Genomic DNA, 23,268 nt, shown 5'->3' with positions numbered 1-23,268 from the left:
CAGATGCGAGCGATGCATCTGATTTCACATTCGTCAAGACATGGTATTTACCATCGGGTGTGATAGCAAATGTTGTTGCTTTGATAAAGGTGCAATGCCGATACCTGTAATGAGAGAAGTGACAAATACAAATTTGCTTAGCAAGACCTTTGCCTTCTTTCAGGCAGGGGTCTTTTCTTTTGCATTTGACTAGTAAATGATCGCAATTTTGGGTATACAGAGTTTAAAGGAGGAACAGAGGATGGAAGCAATATTATTACAATATGGCTGGGTACTGATTGTACTAGTTGTATTAGAAGGATTACTAGCAGCAGACAACGCAGTTGTAATGGCTGTTATGGTGAAACACTTACCGCATGACCTACAAAAAAAGGCACTTTTTTACGGATTATTTGGAGCATTAATATTCCGATTCTCTGCGCTCTTTGTTATTACAATATTAGTTAATTACTGGCAAATTCAGGCGGTTGGAGCAGCCTACCTATTGTTTATGTCAGCGAAAAATATTTATGACTTGAGAAAAGGTAAAGATGAGGAAGAAGAAAATGATGAGGCAGCTGTGAAAAAGGGATCTGGCTTTTGGATGACTGTCTTAAAAGTTGAGGTTGCCGATATAGCATTTGCGATTGATTCAATGCTTGCTGCGGTTGCTATTGCTGTGACGCTTCCACACTTAGGTAATTTTGATATTGGTGGCATTAATGGTGGACAATTTATTATTATGCTATTAGGTGGCTTTATCGGTGTTATAATGATGCGTTTTGCAGCGCAATGGTTTGTGAAAGTTTTAAACGATTATCCTTCACTTGAAACTGCTGCATTTTTAATTGTTGGCTGGGTTGGGGTAAAACTTGTTGTTTTAACATTAGCTCATGAAAAAGTGGGTATATTACCTAAAGAATTCCCTCATTCAACAGGCTGGGAATTAACATTTTGGATTGTGTTAATTGGTATCGCATTTGTCGGTTATTTAGTAGGAGTACGTAATAAAAAACAAACAAAATAACTGCTTGGAATTTTTTGTGAATATATAATGAAATTATTTTTAAATCCGCGTTGCTTTCTGCGGGCAAGGCACGAGCGTATCGCTCGCAACACTAACTGAGCCATGTGCGCTTGCTTTTCCCAGCGAAAGTGTATGCGGATTTTTGCTTTATTTCGAATAAATAGCTCGAGGTGATAGTTTTATCCTGTTTAAAACAGCCTCTTTCTTTTTTTATAGATTTTTTCTATACTAATATCTATCTTGGCATCATGAGTGGAAGGAGTTGATGAGGTGCCTTGGAAAAAATCATCTAATAAATTAATCACACCGTTTCAGGCACTAGTGTCTTATTATTTCATAGCAATAGCAATTTCCTTCCTATTGTTACGACTTCCCGGCGTTCATCAAGCGGGAGTAAAAGTGTCATTATTAGATAGCTTATTTACTGCAGTAAGTGCTGTAAGTGTAACCGGCTTAACAACGTTTAATATTTCAGAGACGTATACAACATTTGGGCTCGTCATGGTACTTGTTATTTTACAGCTCGGCGCGATTGGTATTATGTCACTGGGTACTTTTGTTTGGTTGCTTGTAGGGAAAAAAATTGGGATGCGTGAACGTCAGCTAATTATGATCGATCATAATCAGTATAATTTATCTGGCGTTGTCCAATTAATTCGAGAAATATTGAAAATTTTAATCGGCATAGAATTAGCAGGAGCTATTATTTTAACTGCGCATTTTACGAATTATTTCGATACATTTGAACAAGCGCTTATTCATGGTGTCTTTGCTTCTATATCAGCTACTACTAACGGTGGTTTTGATATTACTGGGATGAGTTTATTGCCATTTCATAATGATTATTTTGTTCAATTAATAACAATGGTGTTGATTGTGCTAGGAGCAATTGGCTTCCCGGTGCTAGTTGAGATAAAAACATTTTTACTTAATCGGCATGCTAATTTCCGTTTTAGCTTATTTACAAAAATAACGACAACTACTTATGCAATTTTATTTGTTGTAGGAGCGCTCGTTATTTTACTGCTCGAGTCTTTCCATTCATTTAAAGGGATGCCTTGGCATGAAGCGATCTTTTCCGCAATGTTCCATTCCATATCTACACGTTCAGCAGGACTTACAACATATGATGTAACATCCTTCAGTGAGGCGACAGATATTTTTATGAGCTTTTTAATGTTCATTGGTTCTTCTCCAAGCTCAGTTGGGGGCGGGATACGGACGACGACCTTCGCTATTGCGATATTATTTTTAATTACGTTTGCAAGGGGTAGAGAAGATATCCAAATTTTCGGACGTGAAATCCATTTAATCGATGTCTTCCGTGCGTTTGTCGTTATTTTAGTAGCTTGTTTTATGGTGCTAATGGCTACAATCATTTTACTAATTACAGAGCCACATGCGACACTTATACAAATCATTTTTGAAATTACATCTGCATTCGGAACATGTGGAATGTCTTTAGGGATTACCTCAGATTTATCGGTCGTAGGTAAAATCATCATTATTATATTAATGTTCATAGGGCGAGTTGGTTTAATTTCCTTCCTGTATTCACTTGGTGGAGGCGGAAGAGGTAAAAAATCTAAATTCCATTACCCTAAAGAACGAGTTATTATTGGCTAAACATTTAGAAGCATAGATATAGAGGGTTTTTAGGGGGCAAATTATTCATTTGCCCCCTTTAAAATTGGAGTCAAAAATTTTATTTGCATAGGCATGGTGAGTCTTGTCCTAATATTCCATGTACATATAGATTTGCGTTACGGGTCGTGCAGGAGCTTAAGCCAACATTGGAGCGGAAAGCACCATCCGTGGGGGAAGTCGACAGTAGTGATCTAATGTTATAAGCTGGTCGACAGTCTGAGGCAAACCTACGCTAATGGAAGAAAATACAATAGCAACATTTCTAAAAAAAAGTTTAGCTGCGTAAGTGTGCGGGTACATCTTATTAAGAGTGGAGAAAGAAAAATTACCATCTTGTACTAGAACTGAGGTATATCTAATACAGCTTTTTGAAAAGGATAGAAGCGGCGGTGAACCCAGTTACGAAAAAGAATCAAAAGGAGAACTTAACAATGACACTTACAAGCACAGCTAAACAAGAATTAAAGGACTTATTAAAAGAGACACATAAACGAGGTATTATGAAAATAGATCATAGTGATCGAGTAAGCAGTATGACAGATGGTGAAGCATTAGGTTTGCTCATTTCGGTAGTAAAACGTACTTTGTAATATTAAACAGAGCAAAATAGCTCCATGACACCTTGGCTTCTTTGTTCATTGGCTATATTCAATTAGGAGAGGGAGTACTTTCACTGCAATATTATTTTTTAATTAGACAATAAAAGTGATTCTCCTTTATGACTTTCTTCTATTATATTGTATTTAATATTTTATATATAAGAAGATGCTGGAAATTTTTCAGATAGAAGACCATGAAGTATGTTCATTTGCTTAACGAAAAATATAAAGAATACGAAACGATAATTCAATTTATTAGCTAAGAAATGATAGGTTATTTTAGGATGTCTGACTGTTTTTTTGTGCAATTTAAAAGAATAAATATAGGTTTAGAAATCATTTAGATTAAGCATTTATTAGTCATACAGCAAATATGTTGAAGATATATCTAAAAATTTAGAAAATTTAACAAAATATTTCCTGATTAAAAATGTTGCTTATTGGGTAATAAGTATTGGTTGCTCATAACTATATTTTAAGTAATTTGAACTAATAGTTTTAATGTGATTGTGAATCCATTACTAGCATTAAAAGTTAGTGGCAGTCGATAGAATTTGTAATTGCTTCGTAATACGAAGAATAGGGGATTAGTTAAAAAATCGAATTATTTTAGTTTCAAAAATAAAAAAACGCTATTCCTTGAATAATTTCAAGTGAATAGCGCTTTTTTATTAAACTGAATGGATTGTTGCAAAATACGGTTCTTGGCCGTGTCGGAAGTAGGTTAAAAGATAGCCGTTTTTTTGTACAATTTTGCCATTTGAGAAATTTTGATAATCCAAGTTATGTGGGATGATAAGTGTATGCTTGAACAGTTCTTTTTCAGTTAAATTCAAGTTGGCAAATTCATCTCCTGCAAGGTTAGGATTTTCACGTAGAGCTGTGTAAAGTGCTTTTTGTTGAACTTCAGTTGGGCGATCTTTCCACCATAATTTACGTGGTTGGAATTGCTGTGCCTTTAAATAATCAAGTTGCATTAAGCTTTGGATAATTTGTAAATTAGCACCTTCCACAGTTTCTAAAAACTCAAGTAAACGGCGGAACAAATCTTCTAGCTGATGACCAATACGAGACCAGCCCTTAGTCTCCCAGTAAGTTCCAAAGTTTTGGAAGAAATCAAATGGTGTCTCAAATACTTCTGTTACTAAATATTCGATTGTATGGTCCATACGGTGAGCATTCCAATATTTCTCAAGTACATCTTCTGCATGTTTAATACGGACAATATCATCGAAGGTTAATACATTGTTCGAAAAGATTTCATAAGGAGATAAATCTACATAGGTATAGCCAAACTTTTCAGCCTCCAAACGAAGACCTGTACCACGCAATAGCTTTAAGAAGCCTAGCTGTAATTCCTCAGGGCGCATAGCAAAAACATCATTAAATGTTTGTCGGAAGCTACTATAATCCTCTTCTGGTAGACCAGCAATTAAATCTAAATGTTGATCTATTTTTCCACCATTTTTGACCATTGTTACTGTACGCGTTAATTTTTCAAAGTTTTGACGACGTTGTACAAGTGTGTTTGTTAAATCGTTTGTAGATTGAACACCAATTTCAAAACGGAAAAGTCCTTTTGGGGCATTATCATTTAAAAATTGAATGACCTCGGGACGCATTATATCAGCAGTAATTTCAAACTGGAAGACTACGCCTTGCTTATGCTCATCTATTAAAAATTGGAACATTTCCATCGCATAGCTACGGCTAATATTAAATGTACGATCGACAAATTTAATAGTTCGCGCACCATTATTCATTAGATAACGAATATCTTCCTTTATACTTTCTCTATTGAAATAGCGTACGCCTACTTCAATAGAAGATAAGCAAAATTGACAGCTAAAAGGACAGCCTCGGCTTGTCTCAATATATTGAATTCGCTTGCTTAGATGTGGAAGGTCTTCTTCAAAACGGAAAGGACTCGGTAATTCTCGTAAGTCAATTTTAGGTGCTTGCGCGTGAATTCGAACTTTACCGTCCTCTAAGTAACAAATGCCTGGAACATCTTCTAAAGGTATTTCTCCATGCAAATGGCGTAGTAACTGCTTAAATGAAGTTTCCCCTTCGCCCATGACAATGAAATCAACTTCTTCAATTCGACGTAACCAATGATGGACATCATATGATACTTCAGGTCCTCCCAGCAAAATTTTAACATTTGGACAAACTGTTTTTAACATTTTAATAACGTGTATTGTTTCTTCAATATTCCAAATATAGCAACTGAATCCTACGATATCGGGGTTTTTTTGAAATAAATCTGATACAATATTAAATGCAGGGTCTTTAATTGTGTATTCTGCAATTACTGGATTGTATTCAGGTAAAGCAGCACATTTTAAATAACGCAATGCTAAATTTGTGTGGATATACTTTGCGTTTAAAGTAGTTAAAATAGTATTCATGCATTAATCTTCCTTTCAACTTCTAATTGTAACAGTCAAGTAGCTGACAAACAATATAATCCTTTAGACCTATTTATTTTGTGAACGGTTCGTGAAATAATTTTAAATACTTAAATTTACTAAATTTTGTAATAATAGAATCGTACAGTCATAAAGTATAGTAAAGGCTCAAAATTCGAATGAGAGGTTTTTTACTCTTTTGAAAGGTTCGGTGAGAAAGTTGAAGCAAAATGATATAAATCAATGTTTTGGAAATCTTATGAAAAGTACTTCGTCACCAACACTTATTCTTAATAAATCAGGGAAAATTTTGAATTGTAATGAGGCAGCTATTAAACTTTTTAATCTTAATTCATCATTTAAAGGTTATATAACAATGGACGAGCCATCCAATATTAAGTGGGCTAAGTTCGTTAAGGAACTACAATGTGAGTTAAGATCAGAAGAAATATTTAATATTCGTAAAAATAACAATGATCTAGAAATGATGTCCTTTAAATGTTTCTATGATCCAAACACAGAAGAAATAGTCGCACAGCTATCCACTATCAATAATGACAGAGCAATTGAATTGTATGTTAGTAAGGAACAGGAACGTTCACAATCCTTCAGCGCATATGATCATTTACCCTATGCTGTTATTGTGAGTGACGCGAGTGGGATTATTCTTGGTTTAAATAAATATGCAGAAATGTATTTGAAAATAGAAAAATCGCAGCTTCTTCATAAAGCGCATCAACATATATTTGATTCATTTACAATGAAGAATGGACAAATTACAACATATTTATCCAAATTGATGGGCGAAAAACATGCCATTATTCATGTCGTAGATGAAACACAAGTAAGTAGAACGTGCTATTACGAAATTTCAAGTGTTTTCGATGAATATAACAATATTATCGTCACTGTTATTAATGATGAAACTGAGAAAAAGCAGTTGCAGCATAAAGTAGAGCATCAGGAAGCATTGAATGTAGTTGGTCAAATGGCGGCAAGTATTGCACATGAGATTCGTAATCCATTAACTTCTTTAAAAGGCTTTACAGAGCTTTTAAAGCTGAATGCGGATGAGGAATCACGCATGTATTTATCTGTTATCGATAGTGAGTTACAACGGATGGAGCAAATTTTGTCTGAATTATTAGTATTGTCCAAGCCAACAAGTATGAAGGTAGAATTAATCGAATTAGATCATATTGTAAAACAAGTGATCGAATTTATGTTACCTGATGCCTTGATGAAAAAAATTATGATTCAATATATACCTTCAGCTACGGGAGTGTTTATTGGTGGCAATGAAAATCGTTTAAAACAAGTATTTATGAACCTTATTAAAAATGCGATGGAAGCTATGCATAATGGTGGCACAATTACGGTTGAAATGAATGTGATTGATTGTACGATTGTAGAGTTAATGATTAAAGATGAAGGCAGTGGAATGGATAGTAAAACAATCCAAAACCTATTCCAACCTTTTTATACGACGAAATCAACAGGGACAGGACTAGGCCTTGCTTTCGTGAAAAAGGTAATCGAAGAGCATGAAGGTGTAATAGGTGTTCAAAGTGAAGTGCAGAAGGGGACATGCTTCCATATGCAGTTTCCAGTTTACACATTCAATCAGTTGGACCCGTTAGATGTTTCGGCGAAGGATTCTGCTTATTTAGTAACCTAAATACAGTGAAAATTATTTCAATAGTGCGCTATTATTGAATGCTTTTGACAATGCTTTTCAAAAGTCGCTATAATGACATGTATAAAGAGCGAATTGAGAGGACTAGGCTATGACGTCAGAAGAAGATTTAAAGCAAACTTTAAAATTATATATAGTATTATCCCGTGCCCATAAAGCAATAAATGAGATGACCAACCATTTTTTTCAAGAGAATGGTGTGAATCCTACTGAATTTGCAGTTTTAGAACTCCTTTATCATAAAGGGAGACAACCATTACAGCAAATCGGCAATAAAATATTACTTGCCAGTGGGTCTATTACGTATGTAATTGATAAGCTTGAAAAAAGAGGCTATCTTTTACGGGTTTCCTGTCCATCAGACCGTCGCGTTACCTATGCAGAAATTACCGCGGAAGGTGAAGCGTTTATGGGCAAATTATTTCCAAAGCATGAACAACATTTACATGAATTGATGAGTGCATTATCAGTCGAGGAAAAAGATCAAACGATAGGCTTATTAAAAAAATTAGGGCTATCAATTAAAGATTTGTCTTATTAAAAAGAGTTGTCTCAAATGGATTTTGAGGCGATTCTTTTTTCTATGCCTAAATATAGGATTTTAAAAAGGAACTTAACGTTGTTTTTTGTAAGGAATCGAATATAATAGCTATTTTTGCCTTTTAGGAAGCTTATTTAAGGGATTAACAATGCCACCCTATGTTTTTTGTTGGTGAATAAAAAAAGGCCTTAGAATGAATTCTAAGGCCTTTCAAACAATTGGTATTATTTTTTAGAAATAGTAGCTGCCATTGCAAGCATTGCAGCAGTTAAATCTTGTTCATCATTATCATGAATTGTTAATTTTGTAATGAGTCCATCTTTTTCAAATACTACGCCAATTACTTTTTCAGTATCAAAGTCTACAACATAGCCCTCAATATTTTTAATATCCTTAAATGCAGAAAGTTCTTCAGCCGATAATGCTACTGGTCCTCCAACTGCATTCATGTAGTCTTGCATAGATGTTTTAACTGCATCATAGCTTGTTTCAGAAGCATTTGTTGTTTCAATACGCATAAATACTTCATCATCAGCATTTGATACTAACATGTCTTTTCCTGGTTCTTCTTGAGAAAGAGTGAATTCAGGTAGTTGTTGGAATTTATAGCCCTGATCAACACTATCAGATTCAGTTGCTGTTTCCTTTTTGTCGACGCCTTTTTGAACGTATTTCACTTCTTGTTCTGGTTTAGCTTGTGTGTCTGTAGTTGCATCATTTGATGTAGGCGTTTCTTGCTTGTCATCGCCTGCAGTTTCATTCTCAGATGGTTGTTGTGAGTTCGCTGGTTCATTTTGTTCAACATCTGATTGTTCTGTCTTATCCGAGGTATTACACCCCACGACAATAACAGCTGTTAGTAATAATGCAAGCATTGAAAATAATTTTTTTTGCATGAAAAGCCCTCCTTTTCTATATTAAACGCTAATAAAAGATAAAATGTTTCCAATTTTTTTTGTTATGATGTTAAAGGTAACACTAAAAACAATAGTAGAACAAAAACAACATGGGCCACAATAACTAAAGGCATACTCTTGCGCCATTCATAAATAAAGCCCCAAATTAGGCTTGTTACAAGAGCTGCGATTATACCTAGCTTAAAACCACTAAATGCAATCGAGATGGCACATAAAATTGCTGTTACAACAACTGCTAAGACAGGGCGCATAAAACGCTTCAATTGCTGTTGTACGTAGCCACGCCAAAATAGCTCTTCGCCAATGGCCACAATAAACACAAGTAAAATATAGTGCCAAATATTTTGTGGACCGTAAACAGTTAAAAACTTTTTCACTGTTACTACTAGCCGATCATTTATATATGGAGCGAGCCAATAACCAAAACGTATAATGCCATATGTGATTGTACCGTATCCTATGCCGAAAATTAGAAATTTCCAAGTAGGTAATTGATCTTCAATTGTACCTGAAAGAATAGCAATAGCTATACATACGAGCAGTGTAAATGCATATAGGTACCAAAATACAGCTGGATTAGCAAATGTAAAAGCAAGCATGCCATAAACGAATAATAAAGAAAGGAGAAGTATTATTGTTTGTTTCGAATTTGTTTGCATAATTCGACCTCCATACTTTAATTTTACCAAAAAAATAGTCCCTTATCATCTATTAAGACAAAAAGGGACTATTCAGAATATTAAGCTTCACTTGCATATAAGATTTTGTAACGTTTATGGTTGACGACCGTTTTCTCTTCAATTTCAAGGGAATCAAAATTCTCCATATATGTTAGATCAACGATCACCGAATTTTCATTTACTTTTTCAACAATACCTTGCAAACCATTTTTAAACTCGATAATATTTCCAACTTCAGCTATTTTCACAGACAGTCAGCTCCTTCATCGACTAATAATATACAGTTTGCATGAAAAAAAGGAAAACGTAAAGCTTTTTTTGAATAATTCATAATTTAATACACAAAATAAGGAAAGAGAAGGGAATAGAAAAAAATGGATCAATATGAAAATATGCTTAAACAATTACAGGAAGGAGAAATACAAAGTATCGAAATTACTAAAGATCAATTTTATGAGTTTCGTGAAGTATTAGTGAAACACCCCTTATTTAAACATTTTAGAGGTGAAGCAAAGCAAAATGGGATTATAATATACACTTATTTGGAAATTCCTAGAAGTTAATTTTGTCGAACATTGTCGTAACTTAATGCTGTAAGAAATGAAATATAAATGTATAATAATGGTATGATTATTTGTATGTTGGAGGGTTGTATGAATGGTCAATCTACTCTTGAAACAAATGGAACAAACTCGTGAGATGATGATTCGCTCTGGTGTTGAAAACGGGTTACAGAATGCAAAAACCATTCAACTGAGTCGCAGATTAGATCAGTTAATGAATACTTATTATAGACAGACAACATTAGAAGAAGAAGAAGATCAAGATGATTTGTTTCAGTATTCAGAGTAAAACTTTTTAGATTAGATGTTTAAAAATGCATTTACTGGGGAATAGTTAATATGAACACAGCAACATTCTCATTTCCCCCTTTAGAGCAGTGATTCCCATCACCTGCTCTCTTTTTTTTTGCTTATTCGGTATATATGCCATACATAATAAAGTTAGTACAAGTATTAAGAAGAATTTGAATTATTGAACTGATTCATCTACACTAAAAACACATCATAAGCTAAGCAAAAATTCTTTAAAGCTCAACTAATCTAAATGAGCGTAAGGAATAAATTGATTAGTTTTACTAAGTGAGTTAGTTTCATTCAATCGTGCGGAAGGCGGCTATTCCAACAAGAAGAGAAGCTTAGCGTGGGAAGTGGCTCGGTACTTGCCCGAAAAAGCGTCCGTCTATAGTGTAATGATGCGAATAAAATTGATTCAAGTAAAGGAGTTATTACATATGGGAAAAGAGCGTATTGCATTTATCGGTACAGGTGTTATGGGTGCTAGCATTATCAAACACTTATTGGAAAATGGCCATGAGGTGACAGTTTATACTCGCACAAAAGAAAAAGCAGAGCCGTTAATGGCATTAGGGGCTAGTTGGGCTAGTTCTCCAGCTGAAGCTTTTAAAGATAAGGATATAGCGCTAACGATGGTTGGTTATCCAACTGATGTTGAGGAAGTTTATTTTGGTGAACATGGTCTATTCAAAACTGCCCAGGCTGGTAATATTGTTATCGATATGACTACATCTGAGCCAACTTTAGCGAAGAAGATTTATACACATGCTCAAACACTAGGAGTGGAAGCATTGGATGCCCCTGTTTCTGGTGGAGATGTTGGTGCTCAGAATGGCACATTGTCGATTATGGTTGGTGGGAACGAACATGCATTTAATCAAGTTGCACCAGTATTACAACAATTTGGTGCAAATATAGTTTACCAAGGTGGAGCAGGTGCAGGACAGCATGCAAAAATGTGTAATCAAATCGTTATTGCATCTGGGATGATTGGTGTATGTGAGTCGCTAGCATATGGCTTAAAGGCAGGGCTAGATTTAGCAACTGTTTTAAAATCTATTTCTTCAGGTGCTGCTGGTTCGTGGTCTTTAAGTAATTTAGCACCACGTATGATGAAGGAAGATTTTGCCCCAGGTTTTTATATTAAACATTTCGTAAAGGATATGAAAATTGCTTTAGATGAATCACAAAAAATGGGTATTTCTCTACCAGGGCTATCATTAGCTTATGAAATGTATGAAAAGCTAATTGCAGAAGGCTACGGTGACAACGGTACACAGGCTCTTCTAAAGTATTATCAATAGACAATTATAATTGAATTCATAGAAGCAAAAGAAGAAAAGTGTTAGATTGACTGCCATCAATCTAACACTTTTTTGCATGCCGTTTTGTTTGAGTGCCTGGCAATACCCTCCGACAATAAACTTAGTGAAATTGCCAGTAAAGATCCGAGAATCGCCCGCAAGGCAGGAGAAATCGCCAGTAAAGGTCCGAGAATCGCCCGTAAGGCAGGAGAAATCGCCGCCAGTAAAGGTCTGAGAATTGCCCGCAAGGCAGGAGAAATCGCCACAAAAGATCCGTAAATCGCCCGTAAACGTTTGAAAAGCATCCTCCATCGCAGACGATCCTCTACTCTTTACTAAAAAGTTGAGAATCTAAGGAGAAGCTAGATGCCCCTGCAAGAGCAAAGTAGAGTGCTATAGCACCTAATGCTAGATCAAGCTCATAACCAGCCAGTCCATCCGCTCCGATAAAACCAATGCTAAGCTTTGCTGTAAAGATAGCAACAATCATTGTAATTGTCAGTAAAGCACCAAAAATTCTTGTTGCTAAGCCTAAAATAAGAGCAGCTCCGCCAACTAATTCAATAACCGCAACGATATATGCCATAAAACCTGGTATACCTAGACTATCAAAGAAGTCAGCAGTGTAGCTGATTCCGCCTTGGAATTTTTGGAAACCGTGCACCGTAAAAATAATGCCGAGAACGACACGTAAAATAGTTGAACCAATGTTTTGCATAATGTAATTACTCCTTTTCTTTAACTTACATTTCGTAACTTAGTTTATTTTTAAAAACAACTTTTGTCAAGTAACTAAGTTGATTTTAAGAACTGATTTTTAAAAAGTGATATAATCTTTTAATAAGAACTAGTAATAATGGAGGGGAGTAAATTGAATCAAAAAAATATTTGTCCACGATTTGAAAAGGCACTTATGCTATTGAATCATCGTTGGAATACTTTGCTTATTTATCAGCTACTTGACGGTCCACAACGATTTTCAACCATTAAAAATCAGTTGAATATTAGTAGTCGTGTGTTAACAGAGCGACTAAAGGAGTTAGAGACCGAAGAAATTGTTCTACGTACCGTGATTCCTTCTACACCAGTCGTTATTGAATATGAGCTTACAGAAAAAGGATATGCAATCACACCCGTGCTAAAAGCAATAGAACAATGGTCTAATAAATGGGTAACTATTACTGAGGAATAATAAAAAGATATTCAAGCGAGGGGCTTGAATATCTTTTTTTATTCTTTGTAAAATGGTTGGTAACGGATTAACCAATTTATGGCCATTTAGCAGTTGTATTTGTTATATTGTAAATAATATTAATTTTTATTAAACAAAAGGTATTTTTTAATACAGATAGGAATTAATTTAATATTATAAGAAGGAAAAGGAGGGATTTAATGAATCAGAGGCAAGCAGGAGAAGCTCAGCATCGCAGTCAGCTGGCACTCTATTTATCATTGCCGATACTATCATGGGCGTTTTACGATTTTGCTAATACGATATTTTCTTCAAATATTAATACAGTTTTTTTCCCATTTTATATGGACGAAGTTTTAGGTACGAATGAAGTCATGCAACAAGTAGCTAGTACATTTATTTCGTATGCCAATGCATTAGCAAGCTTTTTTCTAGTAGTTTTTTCACCGCTTTTTGGGGTATGGATAGATCAAACAGGCTATAAAAAACGATTCATTGTCTGGTTTGCATCGATTTCGATTATATTTACCTTTATGATGGGTGTTTTTGCAAATTTAGAGACAACAACAAATTATTCAGGTGTACCTCTCAGTTTATTTTTAGTTGTTGCAAGCTTTGTCATTGCGAAATTTTTCTTTAATTCGAGTCTCGTATTCTATGATTCAATGATGGGCGATCTTGGGACAAAAGAAGAAATGCCCCTAATTTCTGGTTATGGTGTAGCGATTGGTTACTTAGGTACTATTTTGGGGCTTCTTGTTTATTTATATGTAGGAAACAGTGATTTCCACCGTGCATTTATACCAACAGCGATTTTGTATTTATTATTTTCATTGCCATTATTTTTTATTAATAAAGATACGCCGATACCAAAAGAACAGCGTAAAACGACGAAGTTTTTTGAAGGTTACAAGGAAATTATTAGTACATTTAAGGATATGAAGCAATATAAAGCGATCTTTACTTTTATGATTGCGTATTTCTTTTTAAATGATGCAATTGCCACAACAATTGCAATGATGGCTGTTTACGCAACTACTATTGTAGGATTTTCTTCAGGTCAATTTATTATTCTATATTTAGTTTCCACCGTATCAACAATTATTGGCTCACTCGCATTCGGCTATATTACGAAAGCTATTGGTGCTAAGCGGGCTATTACTATTGTAGCGGTGTTAATGATTATCGCCTTAACCTTTGCTGTTTTTGCGACAGAACAGTGGATGTTTTGGATTGCTGGCAGTATGTTTGGTATTTCACTAGGCTCTATGTGGGTTACATCAAGAACATATATTATTGAGCTATCACCAGATGATAAGCGAGGGCAGTTTTTCGGACTATTTGCTTTTTCTGGTAAAGTTTCATCGATAATCGGACCAGCTGTATATGGAACGGTTACATTATGGATGAGAGATTACGGTACATTAGCAAGTCGCGTAGCATTATCAACATTAATTTTGATGACGGTTATTGGTCTATTGGTTCATCTAAAAGTTAATGATAAAAATGGAAATACCAGATAGGAGAATTGTATCGCCTATGATACAATTGAATTATTATTTGATGTTGAAATAGAAAGGAGCGGGGTTGCTTTGGAACATAAAGGCATATTATTAGAAAGTGGCACAAATGAGCTAGAAATCGTTGAATTTGAAGTAGCTAACAATAAATTCGGTATTAATGTTATTAAAGTAAAAGAAATTATTCAACCGATTCCAGTAACATTTATTCCACACGCGCACCCGCATGTTGAGGGAATTATTCAATTAAGAGGCGAGGTACTCCCAGTAGTAGATATGCTACGAGTACTAGGGATACAAAGTGCAGAACGTAATCCACAACAAAAATATATTGTTGCTGAGTTTAATAAACAACGAGTTGTTTTTCATGTAGATAACGTAACACAAATCCACCGTATTTCATGGAATCAAATCGAAAAACCTTCAGATATGTATCAGGGGGGTACTTCGCAAGTTATCGGTGTTATTAAGCAAAATGAACAAATGATTTTATTACTAGATTTCGAGAAAATTATGGTTGATATTAACCCTGATTCGGGTATTAGTGTAGAGTCAGTAAAAAAACTTGGTAAACGTGAACGCTCTGAAAAACGCATTTTAATTGCTGAGGATTCACCATTATTACGTAAGTTATTATTTGATACGATGAAGGAAGCCGGTTATGAGAATGTTGAGTTCTTTGAAAATGGCCGTGACGCTTATGAATACTTAGAAGCATTGGCGAAAAGTGGCAGTAATGTAACAGAGCACATTCAATTAGTAGTTACTGATATTGAGATGCCACAAATGGATGGTCACCATCTTACACGCAAAATTAAAGAGCATCCTGATTTACAAAAGCTACCGGTCATTATTTTCTCTAGTTTAATTACAGATGATCTTCGCCATAAAGGCGATCAAGTAGGGGCAGAGGACCAAATTAGTAAACCCGAAATTGCAGAGCTTATTTTACGCGTCGATCAACTTATTCTATAAAACTAGCGAAAAGGAACTTCACAATTATAATAATTGGTATCCTGAAATGTTAATAAAAAATGAAAGTCGGATACCTTTTAGGTTCCGACTTTTTTTGTATAAATGACGGTGCTATTAACACAAAATAATTAGACTACCGATTGTTCTATAAAGGAAGTGATTATTTGGATGAATTGAAAACAGCTATCATTGATATTGGTTCGAATACGATTCGTTTAGTGCTGTATCAGTATGATAATGAAGAGGGGCTTAGAGAGCTAGGTAATATTAAAACGGTTGCACGGTTACGTACATATTTGCAACCCTCAGGTGACATGTCAGAAGAAGGTATTCAAGTACTAACGGAAACATTATTAACATTTAAAGCAATGCTTGATGATTTTGAAATTGTAGATGTGAAAGCTGCTGCAACAGCTGCAATTCGCCAAGCAACGAATCGAGAACAAATTATAGCTTTAATGAAAGAGAGAACCGGCATACAAATAGAGCTTTTGTCTGAGGAGGAAGAGGCGTATTTTGGTTATGTTGCTGTAGCGCATTCAATTGGAACACTTTCTGCCGTGACCATCGATATTGGTGGGGGAAGTACAGAAATAACGCTATTTAAAAATAAAGAACTAATTGAATCCTTTAGCTTTCCTTTTGGAACGGTGTCGTTAAAGCAACGATTCGTAAAAGGTGACATTATGAATAGTAGTGAGAAGAAAGAATTGATTGCCTTTGTGAAAGAGCAGTTTAAATCACTTCCTTGGATTCAACAAGTAGGATTACCAATTATTGCGATCGGAGGCAGTGCAAGAAATATTGCGCAAGTTCATCAGCAACGGCATCAATATCCTATTGCGAGTGTGCATGGCTACGAAATATCTAAAGAGGATTTGGATCAGCTCAGTTTGTTTTTAGGTAACTTAAGCTTCCAAGAATTAAAACATTTAGATGGTTTATCGACAGACCGCGCTGATATTATTGTACCTGCTTTAGAGGTGTTTCGCGTGCTTATGGACATTGTCGGTAGTGAAGTGTTCCAGCTAACGAAAAAAGGTTTACGAGAAGGGCTTATTATCCACCGTATTTTGCAAAAAGATGCAAATGCCTTTGATAAATATAATGTTTTTGAGGGAAACGCTAGAAGGTTAGCTAGGCAGTACGGACGCTCTGAGGCAGAAGTTGATTATTTAATGCACCTAGCAGATCAATTATACCGTGAGTGTTGTCATTTGAAATTTTTACAATTTGACGAGATCGATTTGCAATTGTTGAGGAAGGCAGCAAAGATATTTAATATCGGGGAATATATTGAGTTAAGCTCCGCCAGCCAACATACCTTTTATTTAGTTGCCAATCAATCAATTGATGGCTTAAACCATAAGGAAAGACTAAAACTTGCACTTTTAGCATCGTATAAAAATAAAGATTATTTTTACCGATTTGCTGCTCCTTTTATAGAATGGATGAGTCGTGAAGAACATCGTAAAATACGTGATTTTGGTGCATTATTAAAATTTGTCTATGCGTTAAATGTATCGAAAAGAAATATTGTACATGCTATTGAAATGCAACCTAAGGATAATTTTGTCCAGCTAAACATTTACGTTAAAAAAAATGCGGCTGCCGAAAAATATCAAGCTAATCGGCATAAAAAACATCTAGAACGTGCTCTAAAGACACCAATTAAAGTAAATTTTATTGAAGAAGGGTGGAACCAAGATGACAACGGAAGTAACGAACAATCGCTTACATGAAGAAGATTTTTCAGAAGCACATAGCCGTTTGCTCGAAGAAATTGCAAAGCCTCAATATTATAATAATCGTGAATTAAGCTGGTTGGCATTTAATGAGCGTGTTTTAGAAGAAGCAGAGGATGTCAATAATCCTCTGCTAGAACGTTTGAAGTTTTTAGCGATATTTAGCTCCAATTTAGATGAATTTTTTATGGTGCGCGTAGCAGGGCTTCAGGACCAAGTACGTGCTGGTTTTCATAAAGCTGAAAATAAATCAGGCTTAACACCAAAAGAGCAATTGGCAAAAATTGCTGAGCGTACGCAAGCTTTAGTACGTCGACAAACGGAAGTATATAGACATTTAATTTATGATTTATTGCCCCAGCATAATGTACATATTGCGGACATGAAGGATTTAAATAGTACGCAAAAAGCATTTATAAATGAAATGTTTGCTGAGACAATTTTCCCTGTACTAACACCTGTGGCAGTAGATGCTTATCGACCATTTCCAACATTGCTAGGGAAAACTTTAAATTTACTTGTACTATTAGAACAAGATGAAACAGATTTTGAAAGCCGTGAAAGGGTTGCGATAGTGCAAGTGCCATCTGTTTTGGATCGTTATATTAAAGTCCCTTGTGCTGAGGGCGAAACGGTAATCGTACTACTCGAGGATGTGATTGTTGCTCATATTGAAAAGCTTTTCTATGGGTACAGTGTTAAATCTGCACAGGCTTTCCGTCTAACACGTAATGCGGATTTAACGATTCACGAAGAAGGCGCACGCGATTTACTCGTTGAAATTGAAAAAGAACTAAAAAAACGCAAATGGGGAGTCGGTAGTCGACTCGAAGTACGTGTCGGAGAAATGAATGAAGAAGTCCTAGCTTATTTACTAGATGAATTTGAAATCGAGGAGACCGATGTTTTTCATATTGATGGCCCATTAGATTTAACATTTATGTTTTCGTTTGTGAAAGGTATTTCTGTAGGACGAGAACATTTAGAGTATGAAAGCTTTATCCCACAGCCACCTTTAGATTTACAATCAGATGAAAATATTTTTGAAAAAGCGTTACTACAGGACATTTTTTTTCATCATCCATATGAGTCATTTGCACCGATAGTAGACTTTATTTCAGAGGCAGCTGTAAATCCAAATGTATTAGCAATAAAGCAAACATTGTATCGAGTTAGTGGCAATTCCCCAATTATACAAGCATTAAAACTTGCGGCTGAAAATGGCAAGCAAGTGACTGTTTTAGTAGAGCTCAAAGCCCGTTTTGATGAAGAAAATAATGTGCATTGGGCGAAGCAACTGGAACAAGCAGGTTGTCTTGTTATATACGGTATGAATAATTTAAAAACTCACTCTAAAATAACGTTAGTCGTGAGTCGTCGAAATGGGAAAATTGAACGTTTTGTACATCTCGGAACAGGAAATTATAATGATGCAACGGCTAAAATTTATACGGACATGGGCATCATAACATCTGATAAGGAATTTGGTATTGATGCAACAAACTTCTTTAATTATTTAAGTGGCTATACGGAAAAACCTACTTTTAATCATTTAGTCGTTGCACCATTTGATATTCGTGATGAATTTATCCGTTTAATGGATGAAGAAATTAGTTGTCATAAGAAATACGGTAATGGGTTTATTCGAGCTAAAATGAATTCATTAACGGATAAGGATTTAATGATGAAGCTTTACGAAGCCTCTATTGCTGGTGTAAAAGTAGAGCTTATTATTCGCGGTATTTGCTGCATACGGCCAGGCATACCAGGTATTAGTGACAATATCACCGTCACAAGTATTGTTGGTCGATTCCTTGAACATTCACGTATTTATTGGTTCCATCATAATGGTGAAAACAAAGTTTACTTATCATCCGCAGATATGATGACAAGAAATATGATAAAACGAGTTGAAATTCTTTTCCCTGTCTATTCAATTGAAGCAAAAGCCCGTATTATGGATATTATGAACAAACAACTTGAGGATACTGCAAAGGCTCGTATTCAAGATTCCAATGGAAAATATCATTATAAAGAGTTTGATCGAAGCGAAGACCCTATTAATAGTCAGGAAATTTTCTTAAAGGATGCTCTAAAGCCTACGCTAGATGAAGAATAAATAACGAGCGTACTAGACGACTTAGAGTAAACACGCTACCTAGAGAGGGATATAATGAAAAAATATAGAGAAAATGTAGCGCAATTCGCAAACTATCGACAGATGGCACTGCTTAATCCGTTTGATGCAGTTATATGCTTGAAAAAAGCTGATAATGGGGAATTTGAAATTGTTCACTATAACGATAAACTCCCATTAGCTATAGTGTTGCACGATGTGAAAGCAACGAAAGCAGACCGATTCTTTACTAAGCAATGTTGGCAGCAATTATTGAAAATTGTACAACAAGAATTTAACATTGCACGGAAGATTGAGCTTTATTCAGAGACTGAGCAAATGCAAAAATCGTTTGCTGTAAGTGTACAGCAATTGGAAGCATCACTTATAGCTGTTATTTTACGTGAGGAACAGAATGATACGAAGCCTTATTTGCAATTCGTTGAACAACATGTGTGTCCTGTGCTAACGACTGATTTACAAGGTCGTATTATTCATCAAAACGTTGCTGCTACGTCTGTATTGTCGAGGGAACATCACAGTCTTATAGGACTTGATATTTTTTCATTATTGGAGTGCAACTATGTAAACGAAGTACAATTATTATTTGCTAAAACGATTGAAGGCGCTACATTGGATATGGCTAAATGTTTATTTAAGGGCAATTTACTAAGTAGCGAGCCATTTTATTTGCGTATACATCCAACTTATTTTAATGGAGAAATAATAGGGGTACATTTTTTTGTAAAAGACCCGAAATCGTTTAAGAGTGATCACAGTGCTTTTTATTATTTAGCCTTAAAGGACGAATTGACAGGTATTTGGAATCGTAGAGCGTTTAAAGAGCATTGGCAACAGCATTTGAGCGATAAACAAAGTGAAAATCAGCAGGCAACAATTATTTTAGTAGATATAGATCGCTTTAAAAAATTTAATGAGTCCCTTGGTGAAAGTAAGGGTGATGAACTAATGCGGATGTTTAGTCATAGACTTCGTGAACTTTGTTACTCAACATGCTCACTTTATCGTTATAATAGCGACGAATTTATTTTTCTTTTAAAGGATGCAACAATCGATAAAATAGAGCAATTAGCTAATTCAATATTAGAATCGTTGAAACAGCCCTTTATGATTGATGAGCAGGAGTATTTTATCAGTGTTTCAATTGGTATTTCCTTAAGTCCCGCTGACGGTAAGGATATAGAAACTCTTGTGAGAAAGGCCGATCAAGCTTTATTTTCAGCGAAGGAGCACGGACGTTCACATTACCGCTATTATCGGGATGATATGACTAATGTGTTTCCAAATGAGGCATTGATGGAGGCCCATTTACGTCGTGCCATTGAGTTTAATGAGCTAAGTATACATCTACAGCCACAAATGAATTTAAATGATAATAGCATTAATAGCTTTGAAGCGTTATTGCGGTGGAATAATCGTAAATTTGGTTTTGTATCCCCAGCGCAATTTATACCTATTGCCGAGGCGACAGGCTTAATTGTTGAAATTGGTGATTGGATTATTAATGAGGTTTGTCGCTATCAAAAGGAATGGAATGTGAAGGGCTATCGACCAGTCAGAATCGCTATCAACATATCTCCAAAACAATTTAGAAAAGAAAACTTCGCACGGAAGATTAAAGCAACATTGAAAAAATATAATGTCGCACCACAATTAATTGAAGTAGAAATTACAGAAAGCTCAATGACCAATGTCCATGAAACATATTCAATTTTAACGGAACTGAAGCAGCTAGGGGTTTATGTTTCGGTCGATGATTTTGGCACTGGCTATTCATCACTTAGCTACTTGAAACGCTATCCAATCGATATTATAAAAATCGACCAATCGTTTATTGCTGATATTGAAAAGGATGATAAAAATGAGGCGATTATTAAAGCCATTATTTCGATGTCCCATAATTTAGGACTTGAAGTAATTGCAGAAGGCATTGAAGAGCCATCACAAGTAGCATTCTTGAAACGCCATCGTTGTCAAAAAGGGCAGGGCTATTTATACAATAAACCTTTACCCGTTGAAACGATTGTTGCACAATATTTTGTCGGGTAATTGATATCACATTGCCGTTGATTTCCGCTATGGGCGGGCGCTTTCCGCGGGCACGACGTAAGCCACACCCCTCGCTAATGCGCGGTTTGTTGCGATTTACGTTTTGTGCTGTTCCCGCAGCAGTCGCTCACTCTTCGCTCCAATCAACTAATTAAAAAATAGTGAGCAAGAACTTCCATATACCTTCTGTCAACACTCTGAGCACCTCGAGAATATCGAGGTGCTCTTATTGTAATTTTTGCTATTTTGTAGGATGAACCTTCATGCCATTTAGAACAACTGCTGTAAAGTGTGCCATTTCTGAAACTAAATCAAATTCCTCGTTATGAATTAACCAATCATAAACATTCGCGCGCATGCAGCGCTGAATAATTTGTTGCATTTGTTTCGCTTGTAAACCGTTAACAAATTCTCCTTGCTGAACGCCCTCTTCAATATAAGTATTGATAATTTGGAAGATTTTACGTTGAGGGCTAATTAAATAATGGTTTTGTTCAACTTGATTGGTCATTGCGGCAGAATATACTGTTCGCAATAAATCTTTTCCAACAACATTTGTTAAATACAGCATTTGCTCCTTATAAAGCGCGAGAATTTTGTCACTTGCCGATAATGTTTGATCAATATTTTTTTCGACTGTACTATAAAAACTATCAAGCTCCTCGAATTTTTCCAAAATAACATCATATTTGGATGGGAAATGTGTATAGAAAGTCCCCTTTGATACGTTACATGCTTTCGTAATTTGTTCAACAGACACATGCTCATATCCATGTTTATTAAATAAATCTAATGAAGTTTTGAGTAGTTTTTCCCGAGTTTCTAATGCCTTTTTTTGGCGAGTAGTTAACGAATTCATGCCCTTCTGCCTCCGTAATTAAAATATCCTATAATAATGACCATAAAATTTATTCAGAAAATATAAAATTTTTTGATTGACGTGCTATATTAAGTTTGTTTATGATTTAAGTGACCGAAGTCAGTGACTGCGGTCATCAAGAGTATCTCGTTATTAATGTTACGATAAAAACGTAAAGTTTGCTAGTGTATCAGCGCTTATTAACGCAATTCACAGGAAATGGGGGAACTCGAATGAAAGAGAAATTAGGTTTTATCGGCCTAGGCAATATGGGTTTACCAATGTCGATTAACTTACTTCGCGCAGGTTATGAAGTGTACGGTTTTGACACGAATACAAAAGCAATGGAGCAATTTATTGCAGAAGGTGGTATGGGTGTAACAACTGCACAAGAACTTGTAAAGCAAAGTGATGTCATTATGACAAGCTTACCAACACCGCAAATAGTTGAACATGTCTTTACATCAGAAGAAGGGATTTTACAAAATGCTAAGCAAGAAAGCTTGCTGATAGATTTTAGTACAGTAAATCCTGAGCTAAATGATGTGCTACATAAGAAGGCGCAATCATTGGGCTTACGATATCTAGGAGCTCCTGTAAGTGGTGGAGTTATTGGTGCAATCAATGCAACTCTAACAATTATGGTAGGTGGAGAAGAAAAAGATTATCAAAGTGGAGCTGAAATTTTCGGAATAGTTGGAAAAAACGTCTATCATCTTGGTGCATCACCTAGTATCGGTACACGTATTAAATTACTCAACAATTTAATGATAGGTTTTTATACACAGGCGGTAGCTGAAACGATTGTCCTTGGAGAAAATATGGGGATACCAGCTAATACACTTTACGAAGTATTAAGTAATAGCTATGGACAAAGTCGTATTTACGAACGCAATTACTTAGAATATATGAAAAATGAAAATTATGAGCCTGGTTTTTCTACAAATCTATTACTAAAAGATTTAAGGCTAGCTAAAAATATGGCTGATGAAGCAGGTGTGCCTCTTCGGATAGGGGAACAGCTAGTGAATCTTTACAATGATATATCAGCAGAGGGCTATGGTGAAAACGATATGTCGGCAGCTTATTTAAGTCTGAAGGAAAAATGCATTATTAAACAACATTAAAGGAGG

22 protein-coding genes are annotated in these 23,268 nt (G+C 35.4%); 15 read left to right on the top strand and 7 right to left on the bottom strand.

Going from position 1 to position 23,268, the window contains the following annotated elements; genetic code table 11:
* Positions 1 to 241 precede the first annotated feature (241 nt).
* The 3 genes from ACIQXW_RS18730 (at position 242) to ACIQXW_RS18720 (ending at position 3,243) form a co-directional block, all read left to right on the top strand.
* Positions 242 to 1,006 carry a TerC family protein gene (locus ACIQXW_RS18730; RefSeq protein ID WP_402764622.1) on the top strand — a complete coding sequence of 255 codons (765 nt, stop codon included), beginning with the start codon at positions 242 to 244 and terminating at the stop codon, positions 1,004 to 1,006.
* A gap of 270 nt (positions 1,007 to 1,276) precedes the next feature.
* Positions 1,277 to 2,632 carry a TrkH family potassium uptake protein gene (locus tag ACIQXW_RS18725; protein ID WP_340826180.1) on the top strand — a complete coding sequence of 452 codons (1,356 nt, stop codon included), beginning with the start codon at positions 1,277 to 1,279 and terminating at the stop codon, positions 2,630 to 2,632.
* A 452-nt stretch (positions 2,633 to 3,084) separates the two neighbouring features.
* A complete protein-coding gene (locus ACIQXW_RS18720) occupies positions 3,085 to 3,243 on the top strand; it encodes a hypothetical protein (protein ID WP_340826179.1) in 159 nt (52 codons plus the stop codon).
* A 680-nt stretch (positions 3,244 to 3,923) separates the two neighbouring features.
* Here ACIQXW_RS18720 and ACIQXW_RS18715 read toward each other — a convergent pair.
* Positions 3,924 to 5,663 (bottom strand): B12-binding domain-containing radical SAM protein, encoded by a 1,740-nt coding sequence (locus ACIQXW_RS18715; protein WP_402764618.1) that lies wholly within the window; start codon positions 5,661 to 5,663, stop codon positions 3,924 to 3,926.
* Positions 5,664 to 5,922: 259 nt separating this feature from the next.
* On the opposite strand from ACIQXW_RS18715, the gene ACIQXW_RS18710 reads away from it, so the two are divergent.
* Positions 5,923 to 7,341, top strand: a complete 1,419-nt coding sequence (locus ACIQXW_RS18710) for a PAS domain-containing sensor histidine kinase (RefSeq protein ID WP_401021327.1) — start codon at positions 5,923 to 5,925, stop codon at positions 7,339 to 7,341.
* 109 nt (positions 7,342 to 7,450) lie between these two features.
* Positions 7,451 to 7,900 carry a MarR family winged helix-turn-helix transcriptional regulator gene (locus ACIQXW_RS18705; protein WP_402764615.1) on the top strand — a complete coding sequence of 150 codons (450 nt, stop codon included), beginning with the start codon at positions 7,451 to 7,453 and terminating at the stop codon, positions 7,898 to 7,900.
* Between the two features lie 224 nt (positions 7,901 to 8,124).
* Here ACIQXW_RS18705 and ACIQXW_RS18700 read toward each other — a convergent pair whose 3' ends face one another.
* The 3 genes from ACIQXW_RS18700 to ACIQXW_RS18690 form a co-directional block, all read right to left on the bottom strand.
* Positions 8,125 to 8,796: a hypothetical protein gene (locus ACIQXW_RS18700; RefSeq protein ID WP_401021330.1), complete on the bottom strand. Its 672-nt coding sequence runs from the start codon at positions 8,794 to 8,796 to the stop codon at positions 8,125 to 8,127.
* A gap of 62 nt (positions 8,797 to 8,858) precedes the next feature.
* A complete protein-coding gene (locus ACIQXW_RS18695; protein WP_401021332.1) occupies positions 8,859 to 9,476 on the bottom strand; it encodes a CPBP family intramembrane glutamic endopeptidase in 618 nt (205 codons plus the stop codon).
* A gap of 80 nt (positions 9,477 to 9,556) precedes the next feature.
* Positions 9,557 to 9,745, bottom strand: coding sequence for a YkvS family protein (locus ACIQXW_RS18690; RefSeq protein WP_024362262.1), 189 nt, complete (start codon positions 9,743 to 9,745; stop codon positions 9,557 to 9,559).
* A gap of 126 nt (positions 9,746 to 9,871) precedes the next feature.
* On the opposite strand from ACIQXW_RS18690, the gene ACIQXW_RS18685 reads away from it, so the two are divergent.
* The 3 genes from ACIQXW_RS18685 (at position 9,872) to ACIQXW_RS18675 (ending at position 11,658) form a co-directional block, all read left to right on the top strand.
* On the top strand, positions 9,872 to 10,060 hold the full coding sequence (locus ACIQXW_RS18685) for a hypothetical protein (protein ID WP_340826169.1): 189 nt from the start codon (positions 9,872 to 9,874) through the stop codon (positions 10,058 to 10,060).
* Positions 10,061 to 10,154: 94 nt separating this feature from the next.
* The gene (locus tag ACIQXW_RS18680) at positions 10,155 to 10,349 is read left to right on the top strand and encodes a Spo0E family sporulation regulatory protein-aspartic acid phosphatase (RefSeq protein ID WP_340826168.1); all 195 of its coding nucleotides are present in this window, start codon (positions 10,155 to 10,157) and stop codon (positions 10,347 to 10,349) included.
* Positions 10,350 to 10,791: 442 nt separating this feature from the next.
* Entirely contained in the window at positions 10,792 to 11,658 is an 867-nt protein-coding gene (locus ACIQXW_RS18675) for an NAD(P)-dependent oxidoreductase (RefSeq protein ID WP_401021336.1), read from the top strand.
* Between the two features lie 56 nt (positions 11,659 to 11,714).
* Here the strand turns inward: ACIQXW_RS18675 and ACIQXW_RS18670 are convergent, their stop codons facing one another.
* Positions 11,715 to 11,963 (bottom strand): hypothetical protein, encoded by a 249-nt coding sequence (locus tag ACIQXW_RS18670; RefSeq protein ID WP_402764608.1) that lies wholly within the window; start codon positions 11,961 to 11,963, stop codon positions 11,715 to 11,717.
* A gap of 20 nt (positions 11,964 to 11,983) precedes the next feature.
* Positions 11,984 to 12,376 (bottom strand): DoxX family protein, encoded by a 393-nt coding sequence (locus ACIQXW_RS18665; protein WP_401021341.1) that lies wholly within the window; start codon positions 12,374 to 12,376, stop codon positions 11,984 to 11,986.
* A 153-nt stretch (positions 12,377 to 12,529) separates the two neighbouring features.
* Here ACIQXW_RS18665 and ACIQXW_RS18660 point away from each other — a divergent pair, with 153 nt between their 5' ends.
* The 6 genes from ACIQXW_RS18660 to ACIQXW_RS18635 all read left to right on the top strand — a co-directional run bounded on the left by ACIQXW_RS18660 (position 12,530) and on the right by ACIQXW_RS18635 (position 21,276).
* Complete coding sequence (locus ACIQXW_RS18660) at positions 12,530 to 12,850, top strand: winged helix-turn-helix transcriptional regulator (protein ID WP_401009670.1); 321 nt, start codon at positions 12,530 to 12,532, stop codon at positions 12,848 to 12,850.
* 200 nt (positions 12,851 to 13,050) lie between these two features.
* The gene (locus ACIQXW_RS18655) at positions 13,051 to 14,373 is read left to right on the top strand and encodes an MFS transporter (RefSeq protein ID WP_402764606.1); all 1,323 of its coding nucleotides are present in this window, start codon (positions 13,051 to 13,053) and stop codon (positions 14,371 to 14,373) included.
* A gap of 69 nt (positions 14,374 to 14,442) precedes the next feature.
* Positions 14,443 to 15,345 carry a chemotaxis protein gene (locus tag ACIQXW_RS18650; RefSeq protein ID WP_340826160.1) on the top strand — a complete coding sequence of 301 codons (903 nt, stop codon included), beginning with the start codon at positions 14,443 to 14,445 and terminating at the stop codon, positions 15,343 to 15,345.
* Positions 15,346 to 15,509: 164 nt separating this feature from the next.
* A complete protein-coding gene (locus ACIQXW_RS18645) occupies positions 15,510 to 17,087 on the top strand; it encodes a Ppx/GppA phosphatase family protein (RefSeq protein ID WP_402764602.1) in 1,578 nt (525 codons plus the stop codon).
* Complete coding sequence (locus ACIQXW_RS18640; RefSeq protein WP_340826158.1) at positions 17,053 to 19,209, top strand: RNA degradosome polyphosphate kinase; 2,157 nt, start codon at positions 17,053 to 17,055, stop codon at positions 19,207 to 19,209. Before ACIQXW_RS18645 ends, ACIQXW_RS18640 begins: the two co-directional genes overlap by 35 nt.
* A 54-nt stretch (positions 19,210 to 19,263) precedes the next feature.
* Entirely contained in the window at positions 19,264 to 21,276 is a 2,013-nt protein-coding gene (locus ACIQXW_RS18635; protein WP_402764598.1) for an EAL domain-containing protein, read from the top strand.
* A 241-nt stretch (positions 21,277 to 21,517) separates the two neighbouring features.
* Here the strand turns inward: ACIQXW_RS18635 and ACIQXW_RS18630 are convergent, their stop codons facing one another.
* The gene (locus ACIQXW_RS18630) at positions 21,518 to 22,135 is read right to left on the bottom strand and encodes a TetR/AcrR family transcriptional regulator (protein ID WP_402764595.1); all 618 of its coding nucleotides are present in this window, start codon (positions 22,133 to 22,135) and stop codon (positions 21,518 to 21,520) included.
* 233 nt (positions 22,136 to 22,368) lie between these two features.
* On the opposite strand from ACIQXW_RS18630, the gene ACIQXW_RS18625 reads away from it, so the two are divergent.
* Positions 22,369 to 23,262: an NAD(P)-dependent oxidoreductase gene (locus ACIQXW_RS18625; protein WP_340826154.1), complete on the top strand. Its 894-nt coding sequence runs from the start codon at positions 22,369 to 22,371 to the stop codon at positions 23,260 to 23,262.
* The last annotated feature ends 6 nt before the right edge of the window (positions 23,263 to 23,268 follow it).

The organism is Lysinibacillus sp. NPDC097162, assembly GCF_044762185.1.
Taxonomy (GTDB): Bacteria; Bacillota; Bacilli; order Bacillales_A; family Planococcaceae; genus Lysinibacillus.
The sequence above is the reverse complement of the archived record's forward strand: the minus strand, read 5'-3'. Positions and strand labels throughout refer to the sequence as shown.

Coding starts and splice junctions, on each gene's coding strand:
- ACIQXW_RS18730 (WP_402764622.1), top strand. CDS start 242: ATGGAAGCAATATTATTACAATATGGCTGGGTACTGATTGTACTAGTT.
- ACIQXW_RS18720 (WP_340826179.1), top strand. CDS start 3,085: ATGACACTTACAAGCACAGCTAAACAAGAATTAAAGGACTTATTAAAA.
- ACIQXW_RS18715 (WP_402764618.1), bottom strand. CDS start 5,663: ATGAATACTATTTTAACTACTTTAAACGCAAAGTATATCCACACAAAT.
- ACIQXW_RS18710 (WP_401021327.1), top strand. CDS start 5,923: ATGAAAAGTACTTCGTCACCAACACTTATTCTTAATAAATCAGGGAAA.
- ACIQXW_RS18705 (WP_402764615.1), top strand. CDS start 7,451: ATGACGTCAGAAGAAGATTTAAAGCAAACTTTAAAATTATATATAGTA.
- ACIQXW_RS18700 (WP_401021330.1), bottom strand. CDS start 8,796: ATGCAAAAAAAATTATTTTCAATGCTTGCATTATTACTAACAGCTGTT.
- ACIQXW_RS18695 (WP_401021332.1), bottom strand. CDS start 9,476: ATGCAAACAAATTCGAAACAAACAATAATACTTCTCCTTTCTTTATTA.
- ACIQXW_RS18685 (WP_340826169.1), top strand. CDS start 9,872: ATGGATCAATATGAAAATATGCTTAAACAATTACAGGAAGGAGAAATA.
- ACIQXW_RS18680 (WP_340826168.1), top strand. CDS start 10,155: ATGGTCAATCTACTCTTGAAACAAATGGAACAAACTCGTGAGATGATG.
- ACIQXW_RS18675 (WP_401021336.1), top strand. CDS start 10,792: ATGGGAAAAGAGCGTATTGCATTTATCGGTACAGGTGTTATGGGTGCT.
- ACIQXW_RS18670 (WP_402764608.1), bottom strand. CDS start 11,963: ATGCTTTTCAAACGTTTACGGGCGATTTACGGATCTTTTGTGGCGATT.
- ACIQXW_RS18665 (WP_401021341.1), bottom strand. CDS start 12,376: ATGCAAAACATTGGTTCAACTATTTTACGTGTCGTTCTCGGCATTATT.
- ACIQXW_RS18655 (WP_402764606.1), top strand. CDS start 13,051: ATGAATCAGAGGCAAGCAGGAGAAGCTCAGCATCGCAGTCAGCTGGCA.
- ACIQXW_RS18640 (WP_340826158.1), top strand. CDS start 17,053: ATGACAACGGAAGTAACGAACAATCGCTTACATGAAGAAGATTTTTCA.
- ACIQXW_RS18635 (WP_402764598.1), top strand. CDS start 19,264: ATGAAAAAATATAGAGAAAATGTAGCGCAATTCGCAAACTATCGACAG.
- ACIQXW_RS18630 (WP_402764595.1), bottom strand. CDS start 22,135: ATGAATTCGTTAACTACTCGCCAAAAAAAGGCATTAGAAACTCGGGAA.
- ACIQXW_RS18625 (WP_340826154.1), top strand. CDS start 22,369: ATGAAAGAGAAATTAGGTTTTATCGGCCTAGGCAATATGGGTTTACCA.